The 14,024-nt window shown below is 55.9% G+C and carries 13 protein-coding genes and 1 pseudogene; 5 read left to right on the top strand and 9 right to left on the bottom strand.

The annotated features are described in order from the left end of the window. Positions 1-131: 131 nt before the first annotated feature. On the bottom strand, positions 132-719 hold the full coding sequence (locus LRM19_RS10250) for a Yip1 family protein (RefSeq protein WP_023312454.1): 588 nt from the start codon (positions 717-719) through the stop codon (positions 132-134). A 157-nt stretch (positions 720-876) separates the two neighbouring features. Here LRM19_RS10250 and LRM19_RS10245 point away from each other — a divergent pair, with 157 nt between their 5' ends. Further along, positions 877-1,449 (top strand): DedA family protein, encoded by a 573-nt coding sequence (locus tag LRM19_RS10245; protein WP_115875835.1) that lies wholly within the window; start codon positions 877-879, stop codon positions 1,447-1,449. Between the two features lie 57 nt (positions 1,450-1,506). On the opposite strand, the gene LRM19_RS10240 is transcribed toward LRM19_RS10245, so the two are convergent. Together LRM19_RS10240 and mdtQ are read right to left on the bottom strand one after the other, a co-directional pair. Next, positions 1,507-2,271 (bottom strand): SDR family oxidoreductase, encoded by a 765-nt coding sequence (locus LRM19_RS10240; RefSeq protein ID WP_271368653.1) that lies wholly within the window; start codon positions 2,269-2,271, stop codon positions 1,507-1,509. A gap of 50 nt (positions 2,272-2,321) precedes the next feature. Continuing rightward, positions 2,322-3,740 carry a multidrug resistance outer membrane protein MdtQ gene (gene mdtQ / locus LRM19_RS10235; protein WP_271368652.1) on the bottom strand — a complete coding sequence of 473 codons (1,419 nt, stop codon included), beginning with the start codon at positions 3,738-3,740 and terminating at the stop codon, positions 2,322-2,324. A 203-nt stretch (positions 3,741-3,943) separates the two neighbouring features. Here mdtQ and yohP point away from each other — a divergent pair, with 203 nt between their 5' ends. Further along, positions 3,944-4,027, top strand: coding sequence for a small membrane protein YohP (yohP, locus tag LRM19_RS21210; RefSeq protein ID WP_015572324.1), 84 nt, complete (start codon positions 3,944-3,946; stop codon positions 4,025-4,027). 39 nt (positions 4,028-4,066) lie between these two features. On the opposite strand, the gene LRM19_RS10230 is transcribed toward yohP, so the two are convergent. The 6 genes and pseudogenes from LRM19_RS10230 to LRM19_RS10205 form a co-directional block, all read right to left on the bottom strand. Continuing rightward, positions 4,067-5,461, bottom strand: a complete 1,395-nt coding sequence (locus LRM19_RS10230) for a glycoside hydrolase family 1 protein (RefSeq protein WP_271368651.1) — start codon at positions 5,459-5,461, stop codon at positions 4,067-4,069. A gap of 12 nt (positions 5,462-5,473) precedes the next feature. Then, positions 5,474-7,439, bottom strand: a pseudogene (bglF, locus tag LRM19_RS10225) (PTS beta-glucoside transporter subunit IIABC). A gap of 24 nt (positions 7,440-7,463) precedes the next feature. Next, complete coding sequence (licT, locus tag LRM19_RS10220; protein ID WP_115875840.1) at positions 7,464-8,297, bottom strand: BglG family transcription antiterminator LicT; 834 nt, start codon at positions 8,295-8,297, stop codon at positions 7,464-7,466. A 166-nt stretch (positions 8,298-8,463) separates the two neighbouring features. Further along, positions 8,464-9,753 carry a carbohydrate porin gene (locus tag LRM19_RS10215; protein WP_407719100.1) on the bottom strand — a complete coding sequence of 430 codons (1,290 nt, stop codon included), beginning with the start codon at positions 9,751-9,753 and terminating at the stop codon, positions 8,464-8,466. 358 nt (positions 9,754-10,111) lie between these two features. Further along, positions 10,112-11,044, bottom strand: a complete 933-nt coding sequence (gene dusC / locus LRM19_RS10210; RefSeq protein ID WP_271368649.1) for a tRNA dihydrouridine(16) synthase DusC — start codon at positions 11,042-11,044, stop codon at positions 10,112-10,114. Between the two features lie 41 nt (positions 11,045-11,085). After that, entirely contained in the window at positions 11,086-11,883 is a 798-nt protein-coding gene (locus tag LRM19_RS10205) for an AraC family transcriptional regulator (RefSeq protein WP_115875843.1), read from the bottom strand. 59 nt (positions 11,884-11,942) lie between these two features. Between LRM19_RS10205 and LRM19_RS10200 the strand changes: the two genes are divergently transcribed. The 3 genes from LRM19_RS10200 (at position 11,943) to LRM19_RS10190 (ending at position 13,938) form a co-directional block, all read left to right on the top strand. After that, positions 11,943-12,659, top strand: a complete 717-nt coding sequence (locus LRM19_RS10200) for a type 1 glutamine amidotransferase (protein ID WP_271368648.1) — start codon at positions 11,943-11,945, stop codon at positions 12,657-12,659. 191 nt (positions 12,660-12,850) lie between these two features. Then, on the top strand, positions 12,851-13,246 hold the full coding sequence (locus tag LRM19_RS10195; RefSeq protein WP_111965323.1) for a CidA/LrgA family protein: 396 nt from the start codon (positions 12,851-12,853) through the stop codon (positions 13,244-13,246). Further along, positions 13,243-13,938 (top strand): CidB/LrgB family autolysis modulator, encoded by a 696-nt coding sequence (locus LRM19_RS10190; protein ID WP_111965322.1) that lies wholly within the window; start codon positions 13,243-13,245, stop codon positions 13,936-13,938. The genes LRM19_RS10195 and LRM19_RS10190 overlap by 4 nt, the downstream gene beginning before the upstream one ends. The last annotated feature ends 86 nt before the right edge of the window (positions 13,939-14,024 follow it).

Raw genomic sequence — 14,024 nt, 5'->3', positions numbered from 1 at the left:
CGTACACCGCCTGTATCAACTGATAAACACAGGCTGGCTTCGGCATCATAGCGGTCACAGAGCATTGTCGCTAGCGGATAATCGTGAACAGATGCTGCATTGCTGGCATTTACGCCAGCAATGCAGTGAACTCAGAAGAGACGGTATCCGTAACCCCAAAGAATAACCGTCAGCGCCAGTAGCGCCTCCAGCACCAGCACCCCAATGGCGAGTGTTGAACTGGAAAAACTCAGGCCTTCTTCTTTATTGATATTCAGGAAGGTTGGAACCCCCAGATACAGCAGATACCCGGTGTAAAAGAGGGCAATGGTACCGATCAGCGCGCACAGCCAGACCAGTGGATAGAGCGCAACAATACCGCTTAAGAACAGCGGGGTCGCGACATATCCGGCAAAGACCATACAGTGCGCCAGCGATGGACGCTGCGGATAGTTACGCGCCATCCAGTGTATGACGCGCCCCATAACCGCCACACCCGCCAGCATCAGGCCATAAAAAACGATGGCCAGATAAAGCCCGGTAAACCAGGAAAGCTGAACCACGGTGCCGTCACCGAAGTTCCAGCCGATTTGTGTTGTTCCGATAAAGGCGCATATTACCGGCACCGCAGCCATCAGCAGCACATGGTGCGTGTAATGATGCGAGACCGTTTCGTTCTCACTTTTAATGACATGCATTTCACGATCGGGATGGGAGAAAAGTCCCCAGACATGGTTCATAGCGCCCCCTTGTTGTCGGCCCGTCAGCGATACCTTAAGTATAATGCAGGCTTTAGATTATTTTATGTACAGTGGGAAATTTCCGTTGATTTCCCCGCTGTTGATTCACGGGGTATATGATTAAACGAGGTACGCTGAGGGAGATAACATTTACGTAATGGATATTAACGCACTCATTGAGCAATATGGCTATGCCGCGCTGGTCATCGGCAGCGTGGCAGAAGGTGAAACCATCACGCTGTTAGGGGGCGTCGCCGCGCATCAGGGGTTACTGAAGTTCCCGCTGGTCGTTGCCGCGGTCGCGCTGGGTGGAATGATTGGCGATCAGCTGCTCTACTTTCTGGGGCTGCGATTTGGGCCAACGCTGCTTAAACGCTTCGCAAAGCATCAAAAGAAAATCCGCCGCGCTCAGCGGCTCATTCAACGTCATCCCTATCTGTTCGTCATTGGCACGCGCTTTATGTATGGCTTTCGCATTATCGGGCCGATACTGATTGGCGCCAGCCATCTGCCGCCAAAAATTTTTCTGCCGCTCAATATTTTGGGCGCGGTTGCCTGGGCGCTGATCTTTACGACGCTCGGTTACGCAGGGGGCGAAGTGATTGCGCCATGGCTGCATAATCTCGACCAGCACCTGAAGCACTGGGCGTGGTTGATTCTGGTGGTTGTGGCGGTGATTGGGGTTCGACTGTGGCTGAAGCACCGGGAAAAGACGCGGGATGAGGAGTGAGTGCGGTCTCCTCCCCTCACCCCAGCCCTCTCCCTCAAGGGAGAGGGAGAAAGGTTACTACCCCTCCGGCTTAAACTGCGGGTTCGCCAGCATAAAGCCCCCGTCGACGATAAACGATTGCCCTGTGGTATAGCTGGCGTCGCTGTCGCAAAGCCACGCCACCAGGCTGGCAATCTCTTTAGTGTGGCCCGGCCTTGCCAGCGGTATTTCCGGCATTGAGCCTTCCTTCACTTCGCCGTCGTCCATGTCATTCATCGGCGTGGCAATGGCACCCGGCGCGACGGCATTCACCAGAATATTGTGCTTAACCAGTTCCATCGCCATGGATTTGGTTAACCCGCCGAGCGCATGTTTTGCCGCCGTGTAGGCGCTCGCCTCCGGCAGCGGCGTGTGCTCATGCACCGAGGTAATGTTCACAATTCGCCCCCCTTCCCCCTGCTTCACCATCTGCCGGGCGGCAATTTGTGAACAGAGAAACGCGCCGTCCACGTCGACGGTGAAAATATTCCGCCAGTCGTCAAACGGCATTTCAAGGAACGGCGCTTTGGTCATCGCACCCGCATTATTGACCAGCACGTCCAGCCGGCCAAAACGCGCAATCAGCGTTTCAATAGCCTCTGCGCCTTCCGGTAGTGTGCTTAAGTCAAGATGGATAGCCTCTGCGCGCTGCCCCTGCGCTTCAACTTCGCGGCAGGTTTCCAGCGCCCCTTTTTCATCCGAATGCCAGGTGACGCCAATATCAAACCCGCGCTCTGCAAGCATCAGCACCGTGGTTTTACCGATCCCGGAATCCGATGCGGTTACAATCGCTACTCTGGTCATACTCACCTCCTGAAAAACTGCAAAGAGGTAAGTATAGATAATGACCTTTTTTAGCCATGATGATAGCCACCGCCCAGCGCCGAGGTCAGCTGCAGCGTGGCGTCGACATACTGCCCCTTTAACAGTAATCCTTCGAGGTGTTCTTTGAGGGCCGGTATTCTGGCTTCACTGACCCGAGAGCCCGCAACGATCCCCGCGCTGAAACGCGCCTGGGCAAGCGCCACAACGCGTGCCGCATCTTTTTCAACCTGCTGCTGGTGGCTGTTCTTCGCCGTCAGCGTTTCGACTTCACTGGCCGTACGTGCCACCTGATTGACGGCTTCGACCACCGCTTTGTTGTAGTTCGCCACCGAGAGATTATTCTGCGCCTGTGCGATATCCAGGCTGGCGTTCAGCCTGCCGCTGTCGAAAATCGGCAGCGTCAGCCCGGCGGTCATGCCCATCTGCTGCGCGGAAGAGCGGAACAGATCGCTCAGGTGCAGGGCATCCTGCTGTAAGAATGCCATCAGGTTCACGTCAGGGTAGAAAGCCGCTCGGGCAGCCTCCACTTCGCTCATAGAGGCTTCGATATACCAGTGCGCCTCCTGAAGATCCGGACGACGTGCCAGCAGTTCATAGCCGAGCGTCGACGGTAACGAGGCTTCCACCGTCGGCAAGGCGTGCCGCGTCAGCGTCACGGAAGAGGCGTTCGTCAGCGCGACCAGGCGCGCCTCAACGGCTTTCATCTTCCCGTTGACTTCTGCCAGCTGCGCTTCGGTTTTGTTGGCGTTGATATCCGTTTCGACGCCCTCAACGGAGGAGGTGATGCCGTGTTGATACAGCTCGCGATCGGCCCCGATAATATTGTCCTGCTCATGTTTGATCTGCGCGAGGACCTCCCCCACGGCGGCCTGCGTTTGCCATTCCCAGTAAAGCCGCGCCACGCTGCTGGCCAGCAGCTGACGCGTCTGCTCCAGCTCCGCTTTTTGCGCATTCACTTTGCCAATCCGGGACTCGACCCGGGCGCGATTTTTTCCCCACAGATCGAGATCCCAGCCTGCGGTCAGGCCAAAGGTGCCGTTGGTGTACCACGGCCCGGTGGTGCCTGCAGCCGGGTCGGTAAAGGCAAACGGTCCCATCAGCCCTTCGGCGGACATTTTCTGACGTTCCGCATCGGCGGAAAAATTAATCTGCGGACCGTCGGCTGCCATTACGGCTTTGGCCTGGGCTTCGGCAAGCGTAATGCGCTGACGGGCAATCTGCATATCCGGCGCATCGCTTAATGCTTTCGCAATAAGCCCGTTAAGTTCGGGATTGTTATACTCTTTCCACCACTCATTTTTCGGCCAGTCGGTATGACGAAGCTGCGTATTCACCGACGCCGCAGCGGTTTGCGTTTTAATGGGAGATACCGTGGCATGTTCAGGCGCACAGGCTGCCAGAATAAAAACGAAGGGAGCACTCAGAGAAAAAATAAGAGAACGTTTCATGACGCCATAAACTCAAAAAATAAAGGCGCACGTTACGCTCAGTGTCGTTCATTTTTTTAGTAACGCGTGGCAATCCGCAAATTGTCATACATCTTAATACACGGAAATTTATTCCTAAAAATAATGATTAAATTTAATACATTCATGCCAACCATAAATACGCTGCTACACTTATTCAGGACATACATGAGCGGAAGAAGGGAATGAAAATATTACTGTGGGTTATTTTGATTATATTTCTGATAGGTCTCTTAGTGGTTACCGGTGTATTCAAGATGATTTTCTGATTCCTTTGCCCGGCGCATCGCCGGGCAACGTCCTTGATATCAGGCTTTCAGCGAAGCCCCTTTCGTAGCAATAACCTCTTTATACCAGTAGAAACTCTTTTTGCGGCTGCGCGCCAGCGTGCCTTTTCCGCTGTCATCGCGATCGACGTAAATAAAGCCGTAGCGCTTAGAGAGTTCAGCTTTAGACGCGCTCACCAGATCGATTGGCCCCCAGCTGGTATATCCCATCACCTCAACGCCGTCATCAATTGCCTCACGCACCTGTACCAGATGGTCGTTAAGGTAGCTGATGCGATAGTCATCCTGCACCACGCCGTCCGCATCCGGTTTATCCTTCGCCCCGAGGCCATTTTCCACGATAAACAACGGCTTCTGATAGCGATCCCAGAGCACGTTTAACAGGGTACGCAGGCCGATGGGGTCAATCTGCCAGCCCCATTCGGAACTTGCCAGATGCGGGTTTGGCACCATGCTCAGGATGTTGCCGCGCGCCTGCTGGTTGAGAGCTTCATCCGCGGTAACGCAGCCCGTCATGTAGTAGCTGAAGGAGATAAAATCGACGGTCGATTTCAGCGCCTCGCGGTCGGCGTCCGTGACCTCAAGCTGAATACCGCTGTCGCGGAAGAAGCGCTGCATATACCCCGGGTAGGCGCCGCGGCACTGCACGTCGCCAAAGAACTGCCAGGTGCGGTTTTCCTGCAGCGTCTTCAGAACATCTTCCGGCTTGCAGGTCAGCGGATACATCAGGCCGCCCAGCAGCATGTTGCCAATTCTGGCATCAGGAACGATCTCGTGGCAGGCCTTCACCGCCAGCGCGCTGGCCACCAGCTGGTGGTGGATTGCCTGATACACTTCACCTTTGCTGCTGGTTTCCGGCAGGCCCACGCCGGTCATCGGCGCGTGGAGAGACATATTGATCTCGTTGAAGGTCAGCCAAAGCTTCACCTTCTCTTTGTAGCGCACGAACACGGTACGGGCATAGCGTTCAAAGAAGTCGATAGTCTGGCGGCTGCCCCACCCGCCGTACTGCTTCACCAGCCCCCACGGCATTTCGTAATGCGACAGCGTCACCAGCGGGGTAATGTTGTGCACAGCAAGCTCGTCAAACAGCCGGTCGTAAAACGCCAGCCCCGCCTCGTTAGGCTGCTGCTCATCGCCGTTCGGAAAAATGCGGGTCCAGGCAATGGAGACGCGCAGGCAGCTAAAGCCCATCTCAGCGAACAGTTTGATGTCTTCGGGATAGCGATGATAGAAGTCGATGGCAACATCCTTGATGCCGCTGTCACCCGCCACGCGCTCAACCACCGGGCCAAAGACACCGCGCGGCTGAACGTCTGAGGTGGACAGCCCTTTTCCCTCTTCCAGATACGCGCCCTCTACCTGATTCGCGGCAACCGCGCCGCCCCATAAAAAATCGTCCGGGAAAGTTTTCATCACGTTCTCCTGTTATTGATGGCTTACGCTGAGTAACGGCGCACCGGCACTGACGGACGTTGCCGCCACGGTCACCACGTCGCGATACTCATCGCTGTTACTGATAATAATCGGGGTCGCCAGGTCGAATCCGGCATCGATAATCGCCTGTCGGTCAAACTCCAGCAGTAGATCGCCGGGCTGTACTTTGTCACCCACCTTCACGTGGGCGGTAAACGGCCTGCCGTCGAGCTTCACGGTGTCGATACCCACGTGGATTAACACTTCAATCCCGCTGTCGCTAAGCAGGCCGATGGCGTGTTTGGTCTGGAAAAGAGAGGCCACCACGCCGGCAAACGGGGCAACCACTTTGTTATCGGAGGGAATAATCGCGGCACCGCTGCCCAGCAGGCCGCTGGCAAAGGTGGTATCCGGCACCTGGTCGAGCGCCAGAACGGTGCCGGTCATCGGTGCCAGCACATCGTTTTCACCCGCGGAGACCGCCCCTTCTGTCGCGGTGTTTCCTGGCATACCGGCGACCAGCGTCAGGCCGCAGCTCAGCACCAGCGCCACCACCGTACCGATAATGCCGCCCCACAGCGTGGCGTCCACGCCGCCCGGCGGGATCATCTGGGCGACAGTAAAGATATTGGCGAAGCCGAAAGAGTAAACGTGGGTGTCACTAAAGCCGACAATCGCCCCGCCGATAGCCCCCGCCACGCAGCCGAAAATAAACGGACGGCGCAGCGGCAGGTTTACGCCATACACTGCGGGTTCGGTGATACCGAAAATACCTGCCGTCACGGATGAACCGGCCAGCATTTTCTGACGCGCATCGCGGGTGCGCAGGAAAATACCCAGCGCCGCCCCCACCTGACCAAACACCGCGGGCAAGAGCATGGGCAGCATGGAGTCATGCCCCAGCACCGCCAGGTTGTTAATCATCAGCGGCACCAGCCCCCAGTGCAGGCCAAAAATAACGCAGACCTGCCATAGCGCGCCCATCGCCGCACCCGCCAGCCACGGCGCCAGAACGTAAATACTCTGATAGCCGTTCGCCAGCAGCTGGCTCAGCCAGGTCGCCAGCGGCCCGATCACGAGGAAAGTCAGCGGCACGGTTACGCCCAGACAGATCAGCGGCGCGAAGAAGTTTTTCATCGAGGAAGGCAGCAGCCTGGTGCTCTGTTTTTCAAGCCAGCAGCTCACCCACGCGGCGAGAATAATCGGGATCACCGACGAGCTATAGTTGAACCAGGTGACAGGGATGCCCAAAAAGGCGTCCGACACCGCGCCCGGCTGCTGGCTGGCGTTAAACGCCGCAATCATTACCGGATGGGTGAGCGCCCCACCGATCACCATGGTAATAAACGGGTTGCCGCCGAACTTTTTCCCGGCGGTATAGCCCAGCACCATCGGGAAGAAGAAGAACAGCGCGTCGCTGGCGGCAAACCAGATTTTATACGTGCCGCTCCCGGTCGTGAGCCAGCCGCATACCACGGCCAGCGCCAGCAGCCCTTTCAGAATACCGGACGCGGCCAGAATGCCGATAAACGGGGTGAAGATCCCGGAGACGATGTCGATCAGGCGGCCCAGCAGGTTCCCCTTTTCACCCTTCTCTTCCACAACAGGGGCGTCATCCGTAAGGCCTGCTTCATTACGGACAGCCTGCCAGACGTCGTGAACGTGGTTGCCAATCACCACCTGAAACTGGCCGCCGCTTTCGACCACCATGATTACGCCCGGATTTTTCTTGAGCCCTTCCGCATCCGCCCGTTGATTCTCTTTCAGTTTGAAGCGAAGCCGGGTCGCGCAGTGCACAAGACTGACGATGTTCTCTTTTCCGCCAACGTGGCCGAGAATATCCTTCGCTAAAGCCTGGTATTCCATCTCGATTTCCTTACATCCGATGCCCGCAGGCACCTGTTGACTGAGTACAAAAATAAAAAAACCCGAGAACGGCCTTCTGACGAAGGCCGCGCTCAGGTTTTGCCTGCGTGATGCAGTAACAATCCTGTTTTGAGGCTTAACGCCCCTCTTTTCTCACCCGCTCGATATGAATGGCGAGGAACATAATTTCTTCTGTTGTCAGCTCACGCTGATAGCTTTTGTTCAGGTGCTGGGCGATTTTCTCGGCGCATTTCCACGCTTTCGCGTAGTTGTCTTTTACTGCAGTATGCAGCGAGACATCGTCATCTTCCACCACGGTGCGGGTGAGCATCCGCTGGGCAAAAAACTTCAGGTGGGTGACAAAACGCTGATAGCTGAGCGACTCTTCGTCATACTCAAGCTGCAGCTGATACTTCACCAGCTGGAGGATCTCCTGCATCACCCGCGTCACGTGCATCACCTCCGGCATTTCGCTGTTCAGCTGCGCGGTGACCAGATGCAGCGCGATAAAACCGGCCTCATCCTCCTCCAGTTCGACGTTCAGGCGTCTGGCGATAATGGCCCGCGCCTCCTGCCCTAACTCGAACTCCTTCGGATACAGCCGTTTAATATCCCACAGCAGCACGTTTTTGATGGCCAGCCCGTTCTTCTGCCGCTCAATAGCAAAGTAGCAGTGATCGGTGAGGGTGATATACAAGCTCTCCTGCAGCTTGCCCAGCCGCTGCGTCGCCAGCCCGATGATGCGGTCGCAGGTGGTCATCACCTCCAGCGGAATTTGACTCAGCAGCTCTCCGAGCCGACGCACCAGTTCATCGCTTTGTAACGCAAACACCTTTTCAACCAACGCGGTATCCAGCGCTTCACCGACGCGCTTCTGAAAGGCCAGCCCACGGCCCATCACCACCTGTTCGCGCCCGCGCTCATCCTGAACAACCACCACGTTATTATTGAGTATCTTGGCGATTTTCATCGGAACCCCAGAAACAAAAAAACCTGACCTCCGGCAGATGCCAGAAAATCAGGTTTTGCCTGCCTAAGCAGTAACAATCCAGTTCTGGCACTCTATCAGTTTCATTCGTAGCCTCAATGCGTCACGCGTCAGAAACGTGACGCGGATCGAACTTGCTACGGTGATATCAGAAGGTCACCACCGTTTTCAGCTCGGTGACCCAGGCATCCTGGGTGCGGCTGACCCCACCGGGATGGTGCCAGTACTGAATGCCCGGCTGCAGTTCTAGCCATGACGCCGGACGAAAACGGTAGTAAAACTCACCGTTCAGGGAATGGCCCGGCACCGGGTGATATGCAGGATTGTTGTAATCGCTAACGCCGCTCAGGCTGTTCAGATAACGCTGGTTGCGGGCGTACTGGCTGCTCATATCAATCCAGGTTAAGCCAAAGCCAATCCAGTCTTCCGGTCGCGCATCAAACAGCCCGCGGTAGCGCAGCGAGGCGGCGTATACCTGGTGCATGTAGTTACTGCTCTGATCCGCAAGGCTCATGCTGAACGAGGTACTCAACCCGCGATTCGGATCGTCCTGATGCTGCGTTAGCTGCTGGTTCAGTCCGGCGTACATAAACCAGGTCCGGCTGTGCGTATCGAATCCGTCCGGGTCCGTCGCCCCCGCACCACCCGATTTGCCGCGATAGAGATCGGTTTGCGGCGCGTTGGTAAACACCACGCCCAGGTTGTACGCGCCCGGCAGGCCGTTAATCAGCGGACGCGCTTCGATTTCAACCGGCAGTAAGATCCCTTTGCTGCCCTTCGTCGACCAGCTCCACGCATGGCTGCGGCTGGCGGCCTGCGGATTCTGCTCCATCACGCCGCCTTTTAAGGTCAGCGTCGGCGTGAGTTTATAGGCAAGCGTGGTGCCCCAGGTGTGCACGTTCCAGTTGTTCCAGGTCAGCGAGTTGGCGGACTTTCCGCCGCACTGGGACAGCAGCTGGAAATCACAGGGGATAATTTGATCGAAGGTCTGTACCTTGTTCATCATCCCTATGCGCCAGGTCAGACGCCGGTCGTCAAAGCTGCGGGCAAAGGTCAGCCAGCCCAGACGGGTAATCGACTGCCCGCCCCAGCTCTCCTGGGTCAGATCGTTGAAGTTGACGCGCGGATCCTGCACGCGTTTGGTGGTGAGATCGTCATTGTGGTTGCGGTTAACGATGTTTCCCTCGATACGCGCGTCCGGGATACCGGTCCAGCGCTCCAGGTCCTGGTTGAAGGTCAGCGCGAACTGGTCAATATAGGCCACGTGGGAGTCGTGGTTATAGCCACCGCCGCCGTTCCAGCCGATCTCATTCAAATAGCCGAGATTGTACGTAAAGCCGTTATCGTTGAGAATTTTACGCACACCGAGCATATTGCCGAGAAGCGGCGCCGGTGGAGCCTCAAAACCTAGTACCGTACCGTTCCAGTCTTGCGCCATCGACAGCGGGGATATCGCCAATAAGGCGAACGCATAGAGTTTATTTTTATATGCCATGATAACAACCTGTGATTGAGTATTGAGTGCGTAACCGGCCGCAGGAAATTTTTCTATTTCCTGTCGATAATTCATTTTTTAAAATCATTAAAAAGCGCTAAGCCAAATGTCTCTCCTGCGTAAACGACAGGCAAAAAAAAACCTAAGCGCTCCACAGCGAAAATGCTGTGAAACGCTTAGGTTTTGCCTGTTAACCAGTAACAATCCTGCGTTGAAAACAGTGGCACCTTAACACCGTCGCGCCACGTTGAAAACCTGAACTGTTTTCTGTTTTAAAAAAGTGTGAGCAATTTAACGCTTATTATTTCGACTGAATTACCCGGGCAATATCAGCCGACGTCTGTAAAGTACGAATCTCCTGAAATAACCCCAGCGCTTCATCATACTCTTTGCGTAAATAACTCAGCCACTGTTTAACACGCGCGACGTGATACAAACCGGTATCGCCCTGCTTTTCCAGACGGCTGTATTTTTGCAGCAGCGTGACGACGTCTGCCCACGGCATTCGCGGCTCGTTATATTTCACCACCCGACTGAGGTTGGGCACATTCAGGGCGCCGCGACCGATCATTACCGCATCGCAGCCGGTGGCCTGCAGACAGGCCTGCGCGCTCTCGTAGTCCCAGATTTCGCCGTTAGCGATCACCGGAATAGAGAGGCGTTTGCGGATCTCGCCGATCGCATGCCAGTTTATGCGCTCGGCTTTGTAGCCGTCTTCTTTGGTGCGGCCATGCACCACCAGCTCGGTGGCCCCGGCCTGCTGCACCGCATCGGCGATTTCAAACTGCCGCGCGTCGCTGTCCCACCCCAGACGCACCTTAACCGTCACCGGCAAATGCGCGGGCACTGCCTCACGCATGGCTTTCGCGCCGCGGTAAATCAGCTCAGGATCTTTCAGCAATGTCGCCCCGCCGCCGCTGCCGTTCACCAGCTTCGACGGGCAGCCGCAGTTGAGATCCACACCGTAAGAGCCCAGCTCAACCGCGCGGGCGGCGTTTTCCGCCAGCCATTCGGGGTACTGGCCGAGCAGCTGAATACGCACCAGCGTGCCGGAAGAGGTCCGGCTCTGGTTGAGCAGCTCGGGGCAAAGCCGGTAGAAGGATTTTACCGGCAACAGCATATCGACCACGCGCAGAAATTCCGTCACGCAGAGATCGTAGTCGTTCACCTCGGTCAGAAGCTCGCGCACGAGGGAGTCGAGCACGCCTTCCATTGGGGCCAGTAAAACACGCATAGCAGTACCTGTGAAAAAAGACGCGCTATAGTAGCCGCTCTCTATATCGCTGGGAAGCGCTTCTGTTCAGGGAGAAAGTCAGCCGGCGTTGCCCCGACAACGGCGCGAAACGCCGCCGCAAATGCCGCCTGCCCTGAAAACCCCAGCATCCAGGCCACCTGCTTAACCGGGTATCCGTTGGCGAGCAGGTCCAGCGAGGCACAGATCCTTGCGCGCTGTCGCCAGGCCCGGAAGCTAAAGCCGGTATCTTTGATAAACGCGCGTGAGAATGTGCGTTCAGACATCGCGGCCCGTTCCGCCAGCCTTTCCAGAGAAAGATCCCAGAGATTGTTGGCAATGATGTCACAGGCAACGCGATGTAAGCGCTCATCCACGGGCATCGGTAATTCAGCCGAGATTTGCTGAGCTTCACTGAGAATATCGAGCAGCAAAACGGCCATGCTGCGCTGAGTGGCTGGCCGGTATTCCGCACTGAACAGCCCGGCTATCAGCTCTTTGAACAACGCTGTCGCCATAATGACGTGAACCTCTTCTTTCCGTTTAAAAGATCCGCATTGCGATATCAGCGCAGGGCTAAACCAGACCGCCCGGAGCTCCGTTGCGGATAACACGCTGTAGGTATGCTCCTGAAAGGGAGGGATCCACAGCGCGCGCTGCGGCGGTATGACCCAACGCTTATTGCCGGTTTCGACCAGCATCACCCCTTTGATGGCAAACAAAAGCTGTCCCTGTGAATGCTGGTGAGGCGGATCCACTTCGCCGCGCGTATAGCTAATAGCCCCTCTGGACCATCCGATGTCATCGTCATGAATTGGCGTTTTATCGATAACGGTTGGCATCTCACATTCCTCCCTTCCACTTATGATGCTGCTTGTACACGTAACCGGAGAGAGACGCAATGCACATTCAATTTATCATTCATGAACATTTCGAAGCGCCGGGCGCCTATGAAATCTGGGGGAAAAGCCGCGGCCATACTCTGAGCTACACCAGAGTTTATCAGGGCGATCCTTTACCCGAGGAGCTGGGGAGCACGGACCTGCTTATCATTATGGGAGGCCCGCAGTCCCCCGCTACCACGCCTGAGGAATGCCCCTGGTTCGATGCACAGGCGGAAAAGGCACTCATCAGCCGCGCGATAGAGGCAGGTAAAACGGTGATAGGCGTTTGTCTTGGCTCGCAGCTTATCGGCGAAGCGCTGGGGGCAGCGTTTAGCCATAGCCCGGAAAAAGAGATCGGCAAATTTCCCGTCAGGCTCACCGATGCAGGCAAGGCGAACCCGCTGTTTGCGGATTTTGGCCACGAATTGAACGTCGGTCACTGGCATAACGACATGCCAGGGTTGACGCCGCAGGCTAAAGTGCTGGCTTACAGCGAGGGCTGCCCCCGTCAGATCGTGGAATATGGCGAACGGGTTTACGGTTTTCAGTGCCATATGGAGCTTACGCCAGAGGTTGTAGAGTTGCTGATTGAGCATTCGCAGAATGACCTCAGCCGCGCGGGTGAATTCCGTTTTGTCGAAACGGCGGAAAAACTCCGCTCGCATGATTATCGCGAAATGAACCAGGTGCTGTTTTCTTTTCTGGATAAACTCACCGCCCAACTCGATGCCTGACTCAGAGGCATTTCTCTGACTCGCCACTTCGCCACTGCACATCCTTTCCTCTAAACTGTAGCCTGCCCCTGTGCGGTGATACCAGACGTTCCATTCTGGAATGTCTGGTATGCTCAAATTTCATGATGTGATCCGTGGCACATTTTTGGGTTTAATTGTATGATGAATGCGTTTCAGCAAGGACTATCACCATGAGCAAAACATTGAACATTATCTGGCAATATCTGCGCGCATTCGTCCTGATTTATGCCTGTCTGTATGCCGGGATTTTCATCGCGTCGCTGCTGCCCATCACCATTCCCGGCAGCATTATCGGCATGCTGATCCTCTTCGTGTTGCTGGCGCTGCAAATCCTGCCTGCAAAGTGGGTCAATCCCGGCTGCTTCGTCCTCATTCGCTATATGGCGCTGCTTTTCGTGCCTATCGGCGTCGGGGTCATGCAATATTTTGATTTGCTCAAGGCCCAGTTCGGCCCGATTGTTGTCTCCTGCGCGGTGAGTACGCTGGTGGTTTTCCTGGTCGTGAGCTGGAGTTCGCATCTGGTGCATGGCGAACGTAACGTGATTGGGGAGAAAACAAAAAAATGATGGCCAATATCTGGTGGTCGCTGCCGCTCACCCTCGCAGTATTCTTCGCCGCACGTAAGCTTGCCGCGCGTTTCAAAATGCCGTTGCTGAACCCGCTGCTGGTGGCAATGGTGGTGATTATTCCGTTCCTGCTGCTCACCGGCATTCCTTACGAACGCTACTTTGCCGGCAGCAAAATTTTAAACGACCTGCTGCAGCCCGCAGTTGTGGCGCTCGCCTTTCCTTTATACGAGCAGCTGCACCAGATCCGCGCCCGCTGGAAATCCATCATTACCATCTGCTTTGTCGGCAGCCTGGTGGCGATGATCACCGGTACGTCAGTGGCGCTGTTGATGGGGGCCTCCCCGCAAATTGCCGCCTCTATTCTGCCTAAATCTGTGACCACGCCTATCGCGATGGCGGTTGGGGGTAGCCTCGGCGGTATTCCGGCAATCAGCGCGATGTGCGTTATTTTCGTCGGTATTCTCGGCGCGGTGTTTGGCCACAGCCTGCTGAACGGTATGCGCATTCATACTAAAGCGGCACGAGGACTGTCGATGGGGACAGCTTCCCACGCCCTGGGCACTGCCCGCTGCGCGGAGCTGGATTATCAGGAAGGGGCGTTTAGCTCGCTGGCGCTGGTGATCTGCGGGATTATCACCTCCCTGCTGGCCCCGTTCATTTTCCCGCTTATTCTGGCGGTGATGGGCTAAAATTTGCGATGCGTCGCGCAAATTTCATTTTGCTTTCATAAGTTGCATACATAATGAGAAGTGGATCACATATAAAGCCCTGACGG

The organism is Enterobacter sp. PI-10, from assembly GCF_027947695.1.
In the GTDB taxonomy this organism is placed as follows: domain Bacteria; phylum Pseudomonadota; class Gammaproteobacteria; order Enterobacterales; family Enterobacteriaceae; genus Enterobacter; species Enterobacter vonholyi.
This window is presented reverse-complemented; position numbering and strand designations above follow the sequence as displayed.

Bases quoted from the DNA above. Each gene is read 5' to 3' on its own strand.
- LRM19_RS10250 (WP_023312454.1), bottom strand. From the start codon at position 719: ATGAACCATGTCTGGGGACTTTTCTCCCATCCCGATCGTGAAATGCAT.
- LRM19_RS10245 (WP_115875835.1), top strand. From the start codon at position 877: ATGGATATTAACGCACTCATTGAGCAATATGGCTATGCCGCGCTGGTC.
- LRM19_RS10240 (WP_271368653.1), bottom strand. From the start codon at position 2,271: ATGACCAGAGTAGCGATTGTAACCGCATCGGATTCCGGGATCGGTAAA.
- mdtQ (WP_271368652.1), bottom strand. From the start codon at position 3,740: ATGAAACGTTCTCTTATTTTTTCTCTGAGTGCTCCCTTCGTTTTTATT.
- yohP (WP_015572324.1), top strand. From the start codon at position 3,944: ATGAAAATATTACTGTGGGTTATTTTGATTATATTTCTGATAGGTCTC.
- LRM19_RS10230 (WP_271368651.1), bottom strand. From the start codon at position 5,461: ATGAAAACTTTCCCGGACGATTTTTTATGGGGCGGCGCGGTTGCCGCG.
- licT (WP_115875840.1), bottom strand. From the start codon at position 8,297: ATGAAAATCGCCAAGATACTCAATAATAACGTGGTGGTTGTTCAGGAT.
- LRM19_RS10215 (WP_407719100.1), bottom strand. From the start codon at position 9,753: ATGGCGCAAGACTGGAACGGTACGGTACTAGGTTTTGAGGCTCCACCG.
- dusC (WP_271368649.1), bottom strand. From the start codon at position 11,044: ATGCGTGTTTTACTGGCCCCAATGGAAGGCGTGCTCGACTCCCTCGTG.
- LRM19_RS10205 (WP_115875843.1), bottom strand. From the start codon at position 11,883: ATGCCAACCGTTATCGATAAAACGCCAATTCATGACGATGACATCGGA.
- LRM19_RS10200 (WP_271368648.1), top strand. From the start codon at position 11,943: ATGCACATTCAATTTATCATTCATGAACATTTCGAAGCGCCGGGCGCC.
- LRM19_RS10195 (WP_111965323.1), top strand. From the start codon at position 12,851: ATGAGCAAAACATTGAACATTATCTGGCAATATCTGCGCGCATTCGTC.
- LRM19_RS10190 (WP_111965322.1), top strand. From the start codon at position 13,243: ATGATGGCCAATATCTGGTGGTCGCTGCCGCTCACCCTCGCAGTATTC.